Source organism: Mitsuaria chitosanitabida ATCC BAA-476 = NBRC 102408, assembly GCF_001598255.1.
In the GTDB taxonomy this organism is placed as follows: Bacteria; Pseudomonadota; Gammaproteobacteria; order Burkholderiales; family Burkholderiaceae_C; genus Roseateles; species Roseateles chitosanitabidus.
In genome coordinates this window covers 13,390-27,052 of the sequence record NZ_BCYP01000009.1, presented here as the reverse complement: position 1 = coordinate 27,052, position 13,663 = coordinate 13,390, and the positions used below count along the sequence as shown (strand labels likewise).

12 protein-coding genes are annotated in these 13,663 nt (G+C 71.7%); 3 read left to right on the top strand and 9 right to left on the bottom strand.

The features are described 5' to 3' along the window. Positions 1–246 precede the first annotated feature (246 nt). The 5 genes from MCHT01_RS06020 to MCHT01_RS06000 all read right to left on the bottom strand — a co-directional run bounded on the left by MCHT01_RS06020 (position 247) and on the right by MCHT01_RS06000 (position 4,141). Positions 247–1,236 carry a FecR family protein gene (locus MCHT01_RS06020; RefSeq protein ID WP_067063708.1) on the bottom strand — a complete coding sequence of 330 codons (990 nt, stop codon included), beginning with the start codon at positions 1,234–1,236 and terminating at the stop codon, positions 247–249. A 162-nt stretch (positions 1,237–1,398) separates the two neighbouring features. Next, positions 1,399–1,917, bottom strand: a complete 519-nt coding sequence (locus MCHT01_RS06015) for an RNA polymerase sigma factor (RefSeq protein ID WP_067063705.1) — start codon at positions 1,915–1,917, stop codon at positions 1,399–1,401. Further along, a complete protein-coding gene (locus MCHT01_RS06010) occupies positions 1,914–2,600 on the bottom strand; it encodes an STN domain-containing protein (protein WP_245643174.1) in 687 nt (228 codons plus the stop codon). Before MCHT01_RS06010 ends, MCHT01_RS06015 begins: the two co-directional genes overlap by 4 nt. A gap of 114 nt (positions 2,601–2,714) precedes the next feature. After that, on the bottom strand, positions 2,715–3,449 hold the full coding sequence (locus tag MCHT01_RS06005) for a transposase (protein WP_067063701.1): 735 nt from the start codon (positions 3,447–3,449) through the stop codon (positions 2,715–2,717). Between the two features lie 200 nt (positions 3,450–3,649). Further along, entirely contained in the window at positions 3,650–4,141 is a 492-nt protein-coding gene (locus MCHT01_RS06000; protein WP_067063699.1) for a type II secretion system protein N, read from the bottom strand. A 188-nt stretch (positions 4,142–4,329) separates the two neighbouring features. On the opposite strand from MCHT01_RS06000, the gene gspH reads away from it, so the two are divergent. Genes gspH through MCHT01_RS05985 form a run of 3 tightly spaced genes read left to right on the top strand, consistent with a single transcriptional unit; the run spans position 4,330 to position 6,082 of the window. Continuing rightward, complete coding sequence (gene gspH, locus MCHT01_RS05995; protein WP_084451995.1) at positions 4,330–4,941, top strand: type II secretion system minor pseudopilin GspH; 612 nt, start codon at positions 4,330–4,332, stop codon at positions 4,939–4,941. Continuing rightward, positions 4,938–5,345, top strand: a complete 408-nt coding sequence (gene gspI / locus MCHT01_RS05990; protein WP_067063696.1) for a type II secretion system minor pseudopilin GspI — start codon at positions 4,938–4,940, stop codon at positions 5,343–5,345. Before gspH ends, gspI begins: the two co-directional genes overlap by 4 nt. After that, positions 5,342–6,082, top strand: coding sequence for a prepilin-type N-terminal cleavage/methylation domain-containing protein (locus MCHT01_RS05985; protein ID WP_067063694.1), 741 nt, complete (start codon positions 5,342–5,344; stop codon positions 6,080–6,082). Before gspI ends, MCHT01_RS05985 begins: the two co-directional genes overlap by 4 nt. A gap of 205 nt (positions 6,083–6,287) precedes the next feature. On the opposite strand, the gene MCHT01_RS05980 is transcribed toward MCHT01_RS05985, so the two are convergent. The 4 genes from MCHT01_RS05980 to gspD all read right to left on the bottom strand — a co-directional run bounded on the left by MCHT01_RS05980 (position 6,288) and on the right by gspD (position 13,647). Beyond that, positions 6,288–7,508, bottom strand: a complete 1,221-nt coding sequence (locus MCHT01_RS05980) for a substrate-binding domain-containing protein (protein WP_067063691.1) — start codon at positions 7,506–7,508, stop codon at positions 6,288–6,290. Positions 7,509–7,830: 322 nt separating this feature from the next. After that, a complete protein-coding gene (gspF, locus tag MCHT01_RS05975; protein ID WP_067063690.1) occupies positions 7,831–9,039 on the bottom strand; it encodes a type II secretion system inner membrane protein GspF in 1,209 nt (402 codons plus the stop codon). Between the two features lie 190 nt (positions 9,040–9,229). Beyond that, positions 9,230–10,774, bottom strand: coding sequence for a type II secretion system ATPase GspE (gene gspE / locus MCHT01_RS05970; RefSeq protein ID WP_084451993.1), 1,545 nt, complete (start codon positions 10,772–10,774; stop codon positions 9,230–9,232). Further along, positions 10,771–13,647, bottom strand: coding sequence for a type II secretion system secretin GspD (gene gspD / locus MCHT01_RS05965; protein WP_084451991.1), 2,877 nt, complete (start codon positions 13,645–13,647; stop codon positions 10,771–10,773). The genes gspE and gspD overlap by 4 nt, the downstream gene beginning before the upstream one ends. Between the last annotated feature and the right edge of the window lie 16 nt (positions 13,648–13,663).

Genomic DNA, 13,663 nt, shown 5'->3' with positions numbered 1-13,663 from the left:
TTCTGCGTCATGAATCGTCCCGCCTGATCGTGTGTTCGTCTGTTGTCTGTCGCCAAGCCCACCGACGCTTCCGACGGTGATGGCGCTAGCTCCTTGACGAACGTGGCGATGAGAAACCGCAGCGGATCCGCGGCGATGGCCAGGAATATTTCGAAGGCGGGGCGGGCCGCGGCGACGGGCCGCACGCACACGGTCCGCCGCACCGCCGATCGATCCGATGGCGGGTCGCGTGATCCGAGACGTCGATCAGCTGCTGAGCAGCAGCACGTGCGACGGCAGATGCGTCGCGTCCAGCTGGAAGGAATGCTGGATCTGCAGCAGCGCGGTGTCGAGCTCCGCGATCTTGATGCGCGCGCTGACGGTCTTGCGCCGTACCGCGTCGCCGACCAGCACGACCTTGCCGGCGCGATAGCGGTTGATCTCGTCGATCACCAGCGGCAGCGGCGTCTGCTGGAAGACCAGCTCGCCCCGGCGCCAGGCCGAGGTCTCGTTCGGCCGCGCGGCGGCGACGTCGCTGATCGCGCGGCGGTTGTAGCGCAGCAGCTGCGACTCGCGCAGCGTGCGCTGCCCCGCCGGATGGTCGACCACCACCGTGCCCGACACGCAGGTCACGCAGGCTTGGTCGTCGATCATGCGGATCTCGAAGCTCGCGGCGTTGGCCACGACGCGGCCGGCGCCCGCGACCACGCGGAAGGGCTTGGCGGCACGGGCCACGTCGACGGCGGCCTCGCCCTCGATCAGCTCCATGCCGCCGATCGAGCGCTCGTCGGCCGCGAGGCGACGCACGCTGGTGCGCGTGTTGAGCGCCACCTGCACGTGCTCGACGAACTCGATCTGGCGCTGCTCGCCGGCGGCGGTGCGCTCGTCGGCGCCCCACAGGCGCAGCGCGGGCCACAGGTCCAGCGGCGCGTAGGCCACCACCGCGGCGGCGCCCGCCCCGCCGACGGCGAAGCCCAGGAAGGCGCGCCGGTCCGGCCGCGCGCGTCGCATCAGCGCCTCGCGGTGATGCCGCGCCACGGCGGGATCGGCCTGCAGCAGGCGCGCGCCGGCGGCGCCCATCAGCTGCCATTGACGCGACGCCTGCCGCACCGCGGCCAGCCGCGCCGGATCGGCCTCGACCCAGCGCTGGAAGGCCGAGGCCTCCCAACGGGTCACGCGTCCGGAATGCAGCTTGCGCACCCAGGCCTGTGCATCCTTGAGCACATCGGTCAGCTGGGGTTCGGTGGAGAGCGTCATGTCGTCGTGAGCCGGGTGGCGGTCACCGTTTCGGGACCCTTGCCAACCCTAGACGGATGGCACGGGCCAAAACCGCAGCCGCGGCCATGGATTCTTCAAAAAATTGTCGTGATGCGCCCGTCGTGATGCTTTCGAGCCATGGCATCGCGTCCCGCCCGCCGCTCATCCGGCGACGCGGTCCAGGCGCTCGGCGCAGAACTCCTGCGCGGCCTTGAGCTCCGACTCCACCGTCCGCAGCGAGATCGCCAGATGCCTGGCCACCTCCTTCTGCGGCCAACCCTCCAGGCGCACCAGCAGCACGACCTCGCGGCGGCGCGCCGGCATCTCGGCCAGCGCGGCCATCAGCACGTCCATCTCGGAGCGCAGCTCGGCCAGCTCGGCCGGACCGGGCGCGGGATCGGGCAGCGCCTGCATCAGCTCCTCGACCTCCTCGGTCGACATCAGCTTGCTCTGGCTGCGCTGCACGTCGATGGCCAGGTTGATGCCCATGCGGACCAGATAGGCCTGCGGGTTCTGCACCGGGCCGGAGATGGTCGGGTCGCGCTGCAGGCGCAGCCAGACCTCGTGCAGCGCATCGCCGGCCAGATCGGCGTTGCCCAGCTTGATCGTCAGGCTCTGACGGATCTGCTCGTAGCGCTGCACCAGCAGGTTGCGCAGTTGCGGGAGCACGCCCTCGCTCATGGCCGCGCTCCGCCGTCGGGACAGGCCGTCGCCTCGCTGCCGGCGCGCGGCAGGATGACCAGCGCCAGCGGCTGGGCCAGGCGCGGCGGCGGCGCGGCGCCCAGCCGCAGGCCGTGCAGCGTCGCCACGATGGCCTGGTCGCGCGAGGCGCTGCCCGTCGTCGCCACCAGCCGGGGCGCGACCAGACGGCCGCTCGCGTCGACCTCGAGCATCAGCACCGCGCGATAGCGCCCCGGCGCGGTCTGTCCGTTGGCGCACAGCGCCTCCCAGACGCGGCGCTGCACGAGGCCGTCGTAGCGGCGGTCGTTGGCGGCCTGGGGGAGCTCGGGCCCGGGCTCGTCGTCGAGCACCCGCAGCACGAAGGAGGATTGCGTGCCGTTGCCGACACGCTCGGCGCGCAGCCGGGTGCCCATCAGCAGCAGGTCCAGCGCCTCGCGCGGCGTGTAGCGGCCGCGCACACCGGCGCTGCGGCGGCGCGAGACCAGCTCGTCGCTGAAGAGGACGGTCTGGTCGGCGACAACGGCGTAGCGCTCCAGCGCCGCGGCCAGGTCCTGCCCGGGAATGTCGAAGTCCAGCGGGTCCTGCCGATTGGGGACCGCCGAGGTCGGCCATGGGCCGGGCCCCGCCGCGGGCGCGGGGGCGCCGGCGAAGGACAGTGCGCAAGCGCAGGCCGCGGATCGCATCAGCACGCCAGGGGAACCCTCTTCAAAAGAGAGGGATGTTTCCGTCCTTACGTTGCGACCCGATGACGAAGCCGCGAATCGCGTGCGAGCGCGCCCGCGTTTATCCGACAGGGATTACCCGAGCATGGCGCGGCCTCCCTGCTCGTTCGGTCTGCCGACGGGGCCGACGACCGGGCCGATCGCGCCGAGGGCACCCACCGATCCGACCGACGGCGCCGATCCCATCGGACCGCCGCGACCGCCGTTGCCGACGACCGCGCCCGCCGCGCCGACCGGCCCGTCGGCATGCTGCATGCGCAGGGCATGGAGCAGACCGCGATTGATGCGGAACTCCTCGCTGTCCACATGCAGCATCGCGCCGGTGTTGAGGCAGCGGTGGACGATGTCGATCACGTGCGGATGGCTGGCGACGGTGTTGAGGTCGCGCACGAAGGCCTCGACCTCGGGCAGCGCCTCGGAGCGCAGCAGGTAACCGACGAACCAACGCCAGAGCATGTTGTAGACCAGACCCTCGCGGACGCGTCGCGGGTCCGACAGCGAGTACACGACCTGCAGCAGCCAGGCGCGCGTGATCATGCGGGCGTCGAGCCCGCTGGCGCACTGGCGGGTCAGTTCGGTCATGAACAGGCCTTCGTAGGCCAGCGTGCTGTCGATGGCTTCGCGCAGGGTGACCAGCGGGTGGTCCTCCGGCACGAAGGACTTCAGGTGATCGGCCGCCATCCACAGCGGATGCGACACGATCCAGACCCAAGGCACCCCATAGCGATCGACGGGGACCGGCTTGGTCCGCGCGATCTCCACATGCCGGGACAACTCCTTGTCCAGCGTCTGCATGGAGACGCCCTGCATGTAGTCATTTGGGACATCGGGTCTCAGCCTCTTTCTTCCCATTCACTTCCTCCATCCCTGAAGGTGGCCGACCGGCCGGCGGACAACAAGCGATCTCGCCACGGTGTGCCACTCCCTATCCAGACGAACGAGCCGCGTCGAACCCGCAGCAAGCACGCTCCGGCGGGAGGGCCTTTGCAGTCGAACGGGCCATCCGAGGCTCAGCGCACGCGCGTCAGGCCCGTCGTGTCCAGCGCTTGCCCGGGCGCCGCGACGCGGCGTCGCTGGCCGTCGCGCTCGAGGGTCACGCCGTCGGCGTGGACCGCGGCAAGCGTCGTGCCACGGGTGATCTGCTCGCCGACGACGTAGGGCCTCGGCGGCTCGTCGTTGACGCGCAGCAGCGCGACGGCGCGGCCCTCGCGGATCGCGAGTCCCATCACAGCGACGTCGATGCGCACCTGACCCGGTCCGATCCAGGCCGCCACGGCACCGGCGGCCGGGTCGTCGGGGATGCGGATCGGCGCTGGCGCCTCGGCCGCCACGGCGGCCGGCGCCGGCGGGTGCAGGCGGCTCGCCCAGCAGGCGGTGACCGCCACGACCGCGGCCAGGCCAAGCGCGTGCGCGATCAGCGCGGAGCGGCGTCGTGTCGACCCGGCATTCGCCGATCCCTGGGATCCTCGGAATGCGTTGATCCCATCGAAGAAGTGGGGCATGTGGCATGTCCTCCTTGACCATCCATGCATGCGGCCGGCATTGGCGCCGTGTCCGCAAGAGGCCGAGTGATAGCAGAGCCACATGAGCGATTCGTGTCAGCGCTTCATGTCATCGCCATATAGCGGATCTACGCTGGGCGGCTCACGCAATCGAACGGACGCGAGCGCAGGCCGCTCGCGCTTTCCCGATGGATCCGACAACAAGTCCGCGAGGCCGCGCGCGCGGCTTCACGCTGATCGAGGTGATGGTGGTGCTGGTCATCATCGGCATCGCGACGGCCGCCATCTCGCTGAGCATCGCGCCCGATCCGGCGGCGGCGCTGCGGCTGGACGCACGCGAGCTGGCGCAGCGGCTGGCGGCCGCGCAGCAGGAGGTCCGCATCGACGGCCGCGTGATCGCCTGGGAGGCACGCGGCGACGGCTACCAGTTCGCGCGCGGGACCTGGACGGCGGCGCCGGACAGCGTCGTGCCCGTGGTCACGACCGCGGGCGAGCTCGACCGCTTCGATCGCGACGAGGCGCTGCGGCCGCGCCGCTGGCGCGCCGGGACCGTCCAGGTGATCCCGGCGACACCGCTGCTACTGACCTCGGAATGGGTGGGTGATCCGCTGACCGTCGAGCTGCGCCAGGGTGGCTACGCCATCACGGTCGAGCGGGATGCGACGGGCCGGTTCGAGATCGGACAGGCCCGGCCGATCCCCGACGAGACCTCGCCCGCCACGGTCCGTCGAGCCGGGCGTCCGGCGCTGACGGCCAAGGCGGTCGGCACGGCACCGACGTGGGACGCCGGGGTCGCATGAGCCGCGTCACGCGCGCCGGTCACGCCGGTGGCCCGGCCCGCCCCCTCGGCTTCACCCTGATCGAAGTGCTGATCGCGCTCGCGATCGTGAGCATCGCCCTGGCGGCCTTCGTGCGGCTCACCAGCCAGACGACGGGCAACCTCGGCCTCGTCGAGGCCAAGTCGCTGGCGATGCTGTCGGCGCAGAACTGCCTCAACGAGCTGCAGATGGACGCGCTGCCGCCCCCTGGCCAGCGCCGCGTGCCCTGCCCGCAGGCCGATCAGGCCTTCGTGTGCGACGTGACGATCGGCGCGGCCGAGGGCGGCCTGCGATCGGTGTCGATCGCGGTCCGCGCGGATCGCTCCGAGCGCGGCGACGGACCGCTCGCCACGCTGGCGACACGGATCGCGGAGAAGCAGCGATGAACGGAGAGCATGCGCAATCGGACGTCCGAGGCTTCACGCTCATCGAGGTGATGATCGCGATCGTCATCATGGCGGTGCTGAGCCTGATGGCCTGGCGCGGGCTGGACAGCATGAGCCGCACGAACGCGCGACTGGAGGAGCGATCCGCGCAGTCGGTGCAGCTGATGCGCGCGCTCCAGCAGATCGAGCGCGACGTGGCCTGGCGCTCCACGGTGGAACTGCCGTCGGTCGCCCTCGATCAGGCAAGTCCTGACCCCGCCGCCCCGGCCGCGGCCGGCGTGCCGGGCACGGCGACCGCCGCGACGGGAACGGCGGCCGGTCGCGGTGCCGCGCCGCCGCCGCAGATGCCGACGCTCGTCGCGCTGCTCCCGTCGGGCATGACCGCGACTCGACCGACGTCCATCCCCTTGCGGTTCGAGCTCGTCCGCGCGGCCCCGGCCGCGCCCGGCCAATGGCAGCGCGTGCAGTGGTGGATGCAGGACGGGACGCTCTTCCGCGCGGCGGGCTCACCGTCGGCCTCGTATCCGCTGCCGGTGCCCCGCCCCGAGGCGCGGGTCGCGGTCCTGGCCGACATCACGGCCTTCGACGTGCGGGCGTGGGAGCCGGAGAAGGGGTGGCAGCCGCTGCCCGCCGCGAATCCGGTGCGCGCCTCGGCCTCGGGCCTGGAGATCACGCTGGCGATGCGCCGCGGCGCCGGACCGGTGCTGCGTTACCGGCAGGCGATCGCCTTGCAGTGAGCGCGCGTCCCGCGCCGCGTGCGGGTCGCGGTGCTCCACCACGTGGCCGCGATCGCGACGCGGTGCGGCACACGATCCCCCCGCTCCAACACGATGATGGTCGCTTCGCCATGAGAGAAGCCAGGCGGGTCGGGAGGACCTGGCCTGGCTCGTGGTGCGGGAAGGGGCGGATCCTCCCGGACGGCCCCTTCTCAGCAGTCGCCGATCAGCGGCCGATGCCGGCGCAGACGGACGTGGCGCCGATCTCCAGCGTGCTGCCGGAGGTCAGGAACGCTTGCTGGATGGCCGTGTTCCAGTTGGCCGGCAGCTTCACGAAGTTGTGCGACGCGATCTTGCTGTCGTACGTGCCGTTGTTCAGCTTGGTCACGAAGTCCTTGACGGCGGCGGCCGACGTGCCGGCGCCGATGCCACCGGCGTAGCACTGACCCAGCACCAGGTTGGTGGTGCCGTAGATCGGGTACGCGCCGGTCGGGACGGCGTAGGCCGGCACCCAGTTCAGCGGGTTGGCACGGGCGAGCGCCGTGGCGGGAGGCGTGATCGCGCTGATCGCGGATTGGATCGACGCGGCCGTCGGCAGGAAGGTGTTGATCCGGGCGACGTTGCTGTTGGAGCTGCCGGTGTAGACCGGGTCCGGGCTCACGTAGCCCAGGCGGTGGTCCGTCGCCAGCGCGCTGCTCACGCCGGAGCTGCCGGTCGCGCCAACCCAGGCGTCGGGCAGACCGTCGCCGTTCGCGTCATCGGCCGCCGTCAGGGACTGGGCGCTCGCCACAACCGTCTTGAAGTTGTTGGAGATCGTGAACGACTTGCCGGCGGGCAGGTACGGGCCGCAAGCCGCGTTCAGGAAGCGCGACAGCAGTTCGGTCGTGCCGCTGGTGTCCGTGCGGAACACCACCTGGATCGGGTTGGTGCTGCCATTGGCGCCGTCATCGGCGACGGTCGCGACCTTGTCCCAGGTGCGGAAGTTCGCGTCGTACGCGTAGACGCGGCAGACTTGCTCGGTCGTCAGGTTCAGAGCCGTGACGCCGGTTTCCTTGTAGCCCAGCAGCACCGGGGTGGCGACGGCGGGGATCTGCACCAGACGACCGTAGTTGGCGACCGTCGAGGACGCGCCCGTGTTGTAGGCGCTGTTGTAGGTGGTGACTTCGGCCGAGGTCAGCGCGGAATCGCTGCCGACGATGTGCACCGTGCCGGTCTTGCCGAACAGCGAGGCGTTGTTCGTCAGGAAGGCCGTCTTGCCCGTGCCGCTGCCGGTGCCGTTGTAGCTCCACACGCCTTGGATGGGGCCGTTGGTGAAGATGTCGGTGTACAGCTGCTGCGGCAGCGTCGCGCCGCCCGAGGTCACCGCTTGCGCCGAAGCGGCACCGGCGACGACCATCAGGCCGGCGGCGATGGCCAGGCTGCTCAGTTTGACTTTCGCGAATTGCATTGGATGCTCCTTGAACAAACCAGGTAAGTGGATGAGACCTGGACCTGGCCGACCTCCCTCTGCGGGCACACCGGCTGGTCCCTCTGCTGCTTGAAGCACGCCGGCTCTCTCCGGCGCATCGCCATTCGTTTGACGACGAAGTCATTCTTCGTTTCGCCGGTGACGCCGAGCCCCACAAGACTCCCCAGGATCCGGCCCCGTTCACCGGAGCATTCATCCCGTCCCGACGCCTGCCCATCGGCTTCCTCACGCCGAGCCGGCGCGATCCTCCCGAACACCGGCGATTCGCTCGTGAGAACGCCCGGATCGCGACGCTCCCGCGTCACTGCACCATCTGGTTGATCTCCATGATCGGCAGCAGGACCGCCAGCACGATCAGCATCACCACGCCGCCCATGCCCAGGATCATCAGCGGCTCCAGCAGCGCCGTGAGCCGCGAGGCGCGGCGCTCCAGGTCCCTCGACAGGTTGGCCGCCGCACGGTCCAGCATCGGCGCCAGCGCGCCGGTCTTCTCGCCGCTCGCCACCAGGTGGACGAGGTTCGTCGGGAACAGCCGCTGCTGCCTGAGCGCCGCCGCCAGCGGCGCGCCCTCGCGCACGCGCGCGGTGGTGTCCGCCGCGCAGTGCTTCAGGCGGTCGTTGCTCATGGTCTCGCGCGCGGCGTCCAGCGCGCGCAGCAGCGGCACGCCCGCGTCCATCAGGATGGCCAGCGTCGACGCGAAGCGCGCCGTGTCCACGCCCAGCGCGTAGCGGCCGATCAGCGGTGCCCGCAGCAACGCCGCGTGCCAACGCATCCGACGGCCCGCGTCGCGCAGCGCGCGCCGCGCCACCACCACCGCGCCGGCCATCGCGCCCGCCGCGATCCAGCCCCACTCGCGCAGGAAGCCGCTGGCGTCGAGCATCACCCGCGTCAGCGTGGGCAGGTCCTGCCGCGCCTGCGTGAACGCGCTCACCACCTGCGGCACCACGTAGCCGAGCAGGAAGATCACGATGCCCACCGACACCAGCGCCACCACCGCCGGATAGATGAAGGCCGTCAGCATCTTGCCGCGCAGCTGGTCCCGGTTCTCGAGGTAGTCGGCCAGCCGCTCCATCACGCGGGCCAGATCGCCCGAGTCCTCGCCCGCGCTGACCAGCGCGCGGTAGATCGCCGGGAAGTCGCGGGGCCGCTGCGCCAGTGCATCGGCGAAGCGCATGCCACCACGCACGTGGTCGCAGACCGCCGTCAGCGCGTCCACGAGGACCTTGCGTTCGGCCTGTTCGATGGTGGCGGTCAGGGCCGCTTCCAGCGGGAGGCGCGCGCCCAGCAGGCTGGCGAGCTCGCGCGTGGCCCAGCACAGGTCGGCGCCGCCGAGCCGCGGGGATAACCAGGCCACGCCGCCACTCGCCGCCGTGGCGCTCTCGCGCACGCCCAGCGCGGACAGGCCGCGCTCACGCAGCTGCAGCCGCGCGGCGCGCTCGGAATCGGCGTCGAGCGCGCCGGACTGGATCCGGCCGCTCGCGTCGGCCGCCTCGTACTGGAATCGTGGCATCGCGCCCTCCGTCGTTCCCACATGCCTGAAACCGGCGTACTGCGGGCCACCCTCACCCCTGCCCTCTCCCGCCAGCGGGAGAGGGAGTCATCCGTCGTCGTCCGCCAGCGGGAGAGGCGTGATCCGTCGTCGTCCGGGACATCGGTGTCGGGGCCACGCACGACGCCCGCGGGTTGCGTCAGCCCTTCCGTTACTCGTCGTCGCGCGTGACGCGCAGGATCTCGTCCGGCGTCGTGATGCCGGCGTCGACCCAGCGCCGGCCGTCCTCGCGCATGCTGCGCATGCCGCGGCGCCGCGCGGCCTCGCGCAGCGCGTGCTCGTTGCCGCCGTCGTGGATGATCCGCCGCACCTCGTCGTCGACGATGAACAGCTCGTGGATGCCGGTCCGGCCCTTGAAGCCGGTGTGGTTGCACTGCGCGCAGCCCACCGGCTCGCCGTGCACGGCGCCGTCGGGCTGGGGCCGCTCGCGCTTGCAGTGCGGGCACAGGCAGCGCACCAGGCGCTGCGCCACCACGCCCAGCAGCGAGGACGAGAGCAGGAAAGGCTCGATGCCCATGTCGGTCAGGCGCGTGACCGCCGACACCGCGTCGTTGGTGTGCAGCGAGGCCAGCACCCCGTGCCCCGTCAGCGAGGACTGCACCGCGATCTGCGCGGTCTCCAGGTCGCGGATCTCGCCGATCATGATGTTGTCCGGGTCCTGCCGCAGCGCGGCTCGCAGCGCCGCGCCGAAGCTCATGCCGATCTTGGCGTGCACCGGAATCTGGTTGACGCCGGGCAGGTCGTACTCGACCGGATCCTCGACCGACAGGATGTTGGTCACGCTCTTGTCGAGCTGGCCCAGCGCCGCGTACAGCGTCGTCGTCTTGCCGCTGCCGGTCGGACCGGTCACCAGCACGATCCCATGCGGCTGCCGGATCAGTCGCGTCAGCGCCGCCATGGTGTCGGGGGCCAGGCCCAGGCGGTCCAGGCGCAGACGGCCGGCGTCCTTCTCCAGCAGGCGCAGGACCGCGCGCTCGCCGTGCACCGTCGGCACCGTGGACACGCGCACGTCGATGGGCCGTCCGCCGACGCGCAGCGTGATGCGGCCGTCCTGCGGGATGCGCTTCTCCGCGATGTCCAGCTGCGACATGATCTTGATGCGCGAGATCAGCGCCGCATGCAGCGCCTTGCGCGGCGACACCACGTCGCGCAGCGTGCCGTCGACGCGGTAGCGCACCACCGAGTGCGTCTCGAAGGCCTCGAAGTGGACGTCGCTGGCACCGTCGCGCGCGGCCTGCGTCAACAGCGCGTTGATCATGCGGATCACCGGCGCATCGTCCTGCGCGTCCAGCAGGTCGGTGATGGCCGGCAGGTCCTGCAGCAGACGCTCGAGGTCGACCTCCGACTCCGCCGCGCCGACCACGTCGGCGGCACTGCCCGTCTCCGCGTAGGTCGCGGCGAGCAGCGCGTCCATCTCCTCGTCCGCCACCTCGCGCCAGGCCTGGACGCCGGTGCGACGGCGAGCCTCCGCCAGCGCCCAGCCCGGCGTGCGCGGGCTCAGCACCAGCACCGCGCCGGAGATCGGCGCAACGTCGCTCGCCGTCCCGGTCACCTCCCCGGTCGCGGCCGGACGGTCGGCGACACGCGCGCCCCCGCCTTCCACGCGGAGACCGGGATGCGCCCCATCGCCGCGAGGCTCGTCCGCGGTCACCACGACGCGATGCGCCCGCGCCCACGCATGCGGCAGCGCGCTCATGGCGTCACCACGATCTCGGGGCGATAGCCGAGCTCGCGCAGCACGCTGGTGGCCGTGTCCACGGCGCGCGCGTCGCGCGGCGAGTCCAGCCGCACCGCGTAGCCCGCGCCGCCGGGCCCGGAGACGATGTAGGCCGAGAGCCCGCTGACGCGCACCCGCTTGGCGATGCGCACCGCGTCCTGTTGATCGGCGACGTCCGCGACCTGCAGCACCGTGCGGTTGCTGTCGGGCGTCGCGTAGAGCACCGTCGGATCGGCCGTCACCGCCACGTTGCCCGGCAGCCGCGATCGGACCGGCGGCTCCAGCGGCTCGCCGGCCGCGGGACGCTCACGGGTCTCCCGTGATTGCGCGGTCGTGGGCGCGGGCTGATCGCGCGTCTCCGGCCATTGCTCCGGCCGCAGGTCCAGGCTGGAGCGGCGGTTGAGCATGGGCACGTCGGCCGGCGGCAGGATGGGCGCCGGCACGTCCGGCAACACCAGGTGCCTGCCTGGTTGCGCGCGACTCTGCTGCGTGCGCATGAAGTCGTAGCGGTCCTGGGTCAGGCCTCGGCCGGCGTTGGCGTCGCGGATCACGTAGGGCCGCAGGAACACCATCAGGTTGGTCTTGGCGCGCTGGCGCTTGTCGTAGCGGAACAGGTGGCCCAGCACCGGGATCGCGCCCAGCACCGGCACGGCCTGCTCGGAGGTGTTGACGCTGTCCTCCAGCAGCCCGCCCAGCACCATGATCTGGCCGTCGTCCAGCAGCACGCTGGTGTCGATGGCGCGCTTGTTGGTGACGATGCCGGCGGTGCTGGAGTTCTGGTCGTCGATGTTGGACACCTCCTGGTAGATGTCCAGCTTGACGGTGCCACCCTCGGAGATCTGCGGGCGGATGCGCAGCTGCAGGCCGATGTCCTCGCGGGTGACGGTCTGGAAGGGGTTGTCGGAGCCCCCGCCGCCCGGGGTGATGTACTGGCCGCTGACGAAGGGCACGGTCTTGCCCACGATGATGGAGGCCGACTCGTTGTCCAGCGTCAGGATGTTGGGCGTGGACAGCACGTTGACCTTGCCCTGCGTCTGCAGCGCGCGCGCCAGCAGGTTGAGGTTGAGGATCTGGCCCACGCCGGGCAGATTGAGGCTGCCGTCGATGATGCCGAGGTTGAGCCCGCCGGGCAGCAGGTCGATCGAGTTGCGCGCGTTGACGTTGAGCCCCGCGCCGCCCAGGTTCACCCCACCCAGGAAGCGCCCGTTGTTGCGCATCCACTGCACGCCCAGCTGCGCGGCGTCCTGCTCGGACACCTCGACGATCAGGCTCTCCACCATGACCTGCGCGCGGCGCTGGTCCAGCATGTCGACGACGCGGCGGATGCTGCGGTACATCGGCTCCGGCGCCGCGATGATCAGCGAGTTGGTCGTGGCGTCGGCCTGGACGGTGACGCCGTTGGCGGAGAAGGCGGTCGATCCCGGACCGCCCTGCCCGCCCCCGCCGCCCGACGACGAGGCGCCCGCGGCGCGCGAGCGAGAACTGGCGGCGTTCGCGCCGGCGCTCATCCCGCGCGCGCTCGCGTCGGCCGATCCGCCGGCGGCGGCGCTCGATCGCCCGCCGGATGCCCCCGCGCCGGCCAGCATGCCGCCGGCGCCCAGCGCGGCGCGCGCCGCCTCGCCATTGCCGCTGCCGAGCGCGCTGGTGCCGGTGTCGCCGGTCAGAAGACCCCGCAGCACGCTGGACAGCGAGGTCGCCTGCGCGTTGCGCAGGTAGACGACGTGGAGGTTGCCGGGGTCGCCCTGCACGTCGTCGAGCTTGGCGATGAGCTCGCGCGCCAGGCGCGTGCGGGCCGGGCTGCTGGCGCGCACGACCACACTGTTGGAGCGCGGGTCGGCCAGCAGCACGATGTCGCGGCGGTTGTCGGCGCCGCCGGATTGCAGCATCTCGTTGGCCAGCGCCGCGATGTCGGTGGCGACGCCCTTGCGGACCTTGACGACATCGGAATCCAGCGAGGTCGGCGTGTCGATGCTCTCGACGATGCGGGCGATGCGCTCGAGGTTGTCGACGTAGTCGGTGACCACCAGCGTGTTGCTGGTGGCGTGCGCGCTGATGCTGCTCTCGGGCGCGATCATCGGCTTGAGCACCGGGAGCAGCGCCTCGGCGTTCTCGTAGGCCAGCCGGATGGTGCGCGTGGCCACGCCGCCGCCGGGGGAGCGCGCGTTGACGGCACCGCCCTGCAGCTTGGCGTCGGCGACCGGGACCACGCGGCTGACGTTGCCCACGTCGACGATCGCGAAGCCGCGCATGCGCAGCGCGGCGACCAGCATCTCGTGCGCGGTCGCGGCGGGGACCTCGCCGTCGGAGACCACGGTGATCTGGCCCTTCACGCGGGGGTCGAGCAGGAAGGTGCGACCGAGGAACTTGGACAGCGCGGCGACGACCGACTGGATGTCGGTGTCGACGAAATTCATCACGGCCTTCTCGCCCGCGCCGCCACGCGCGCCCGCGCCGGCCTTGCCGCCGACCACCGGCGACCGGCTCGCCGCCTCCGCCTGCCGCCGCGTCAGGCCCGCGGCGGTCGGCGTGTCGGTGGCGGGCACGGGCGTGAGCTCGGCCGATGGCGTGCTCACCGGCTGGGTGCGGGCCGCTGCGTTCTGCGACGCACGCGTGCTCGGCAGGTAGAGCCCGTCGCGGAACAGTGGCGGCCCGGCATCGGCGCCAGGCCCCCCGTCGGCGGCCCTCGCGTCGGTGTCGGTTCTCGCATCGGCCTCGGCCCTGGCATGGGCGGTGGTCCTCGCGTCGGCCACGGTCCCCGCGTTGCCGGCGGCGCAAGCGCTCAGCGCGAGGCAGCACGCCAGCGCGATCCCGCGCCGTGACGTACGCAGCTTCGGATCCTGGATGGACCGCATATCGTTCGACTCCCTC

Coding starts and splice junctions, on each gene's coding strand:
- MCHT01_RS06020 (WP_067063708.1), bottom strand. CDS start 1,236: ATGACGCTCTCCACCGAACCCCAGCTGACCGATGTGCTCAAGGATGCA.
- MCHT01_RS06015 (WP_067063705.1), bottom strand. CDS start 1,917: ATGAGCGAGGGCGTGCTCCCGCAACTGCGCAACCTGCTGGTGCAGCGC.
- MCHT01_RS06010 (WP_245643174.1), bottom strand. CDS start 2,600: ATGCGATCCGCGGCCTGCGCTTGCGCACTGTCCTTCGCCGGCGCCCCC.
- MCHT01_RS06005 (WP_067063701.1), bottom strand. CDS start 3,449: ATGCAGGGCGTCTCCATGCAGACGCTGGACAAGGAGTTGTCCCGGCAT.
- MCHT01_RS06000 (WP_067063699.1), bottom strand. CDS start 4,141: ATGCCCCACTTCTTCGATGGGATCAACGCATTCCGAGGATCCCAGGGA.
- gspH (WP_084451995.1), top strand. CDS start 4,330: ATGGATCCGACAACAAGTCCGCGAGGCCGCGCGCGCGGCTTCACGCTG.
- gspI (WP_067063696.1), top strand. CDS start 4,938: ATGAGCCGCGTCACGCGCGCCGGTCACGCCGGTGGCCCGGCCCGCCCC.
- MCHT01_RS05985 (WP_067063694.1), top strand. CDS start 5,342: ATGAACGGAGAGCATGCGCAATCGGACGTCCGAGGCTTCACGCTCATC.
- MCHT01_RS05980 (WP_067063691.1), bottom strand. CDS start 7,508: ATGCAATTCGCGAAAGTCAAACTGAGCAGCCTGGCCATCGCCGCCGGC.
- gspF (WP_067063690.1), bottom strand. CDS start 9,039: ATGCCACGATTCCAGTACGAGGCGGCCGACGCGAGCGGCCGGATCCAG.
- gspE (WP_084451993.1), bottom strand. CDS start 10,774: ATGAGCGCGCTGCCGCATGCGTGGGCGCGGGCGCATCGCGTCGTGGTG.
- gspD (WP_084451991.1), bottom strand. CDS start 13,647: ATGCGGTCCATCCAGGATCCGAAGCTGCGTACGTCACGGCGCGGGATC.